Source organism: Rhodococcus sp. EPR-134 (assembly GCF_001647205.1).
Classification (GTDB): domain Bacteria; phylum Actinomycetota; class Actinomycetes; order Mycobacteriales; family Mycobacteriaceae; genus Rhodococcus_F; species Rhodococcus_F qingshengii.
Window position 1 is genome coordinate 1 of the sequence record NZ_LVCT01000515.1, and the last position, 749, is coordinate 749.

A 749-nucleotide genomic window follows, 5' to 3' on the forward strand; every position below is an offset into this window, starting at 1 on the left:
ACCCGGACAACACAACACATCACCGTCCGCCGGTAGCCCCCTCGGCCATCTCGGCTGATCAGGACATGTTCACCGCGACCGGTCCGCAGAAGACTCCGGTGCCGCGGGAGATGAGCATCTCCGACATTGAGACGACGATCGCCGATTTCCGGCATGCTGCGGCATCCGCGATCGCAGCAGGCGCAGACGGGGTGGAGATTCACGCTGCGAACGGGTATTTGCTGCACCAATTCCTCTCCCCGAACTCGAACCACCGCACTGATCAGTACGGCGGATCGGTGGAAAACCGGTCTCGCTTCGTGATCGAGGTCGCCGCGGCAGTGGCAGAAGAAATCGGAGCCGATCGGGTGGGGATCCGGATTTCCCCGTCGATGCCGTTGGGCGGGATCGACGAAGGTGAGATCGGGAGCGTGCGCGCCCAGTACACGCACCTGGTCGGGGAACTCGCGGCACTGAGCCTTGCCTACCTCCACGTCCATCATGTCGGTGACGACGATTTGCTCCGCTCGTTCCGTGACGTGTGGCCGACCGCTGTCCTGATCGTGCGCTTCGGGCGCACGCGTGAGCAGATCTCCGGCGACATCGACGCCGGTCTGGCTGACATCGCGCCGCTGGGGCAGTTCGCACTGGCGAACCCCGATGTCGTCGACCGTCTACGCCTGGGAGCGCCACTGAACGCTGTGGACCCGACCACCCTCTACGGCGGCGGCGAAGCGGGGTACACCGACTACCCGACCCTCGCACACGTC

At 65.0% G+C, this 749-nt stretch carries 1 protein-coding gene; it reads left to right on the forward strand.

Annotation, left to right across the window (positions count from 1 at the left end):
- A partial coding sequence (locus A2J01_RS23545) for an oxidoreductase (RefSeq protein WP_064113702.1) occupies positions 1-749 on the forward strand: 749 nt, incomplete at both ends.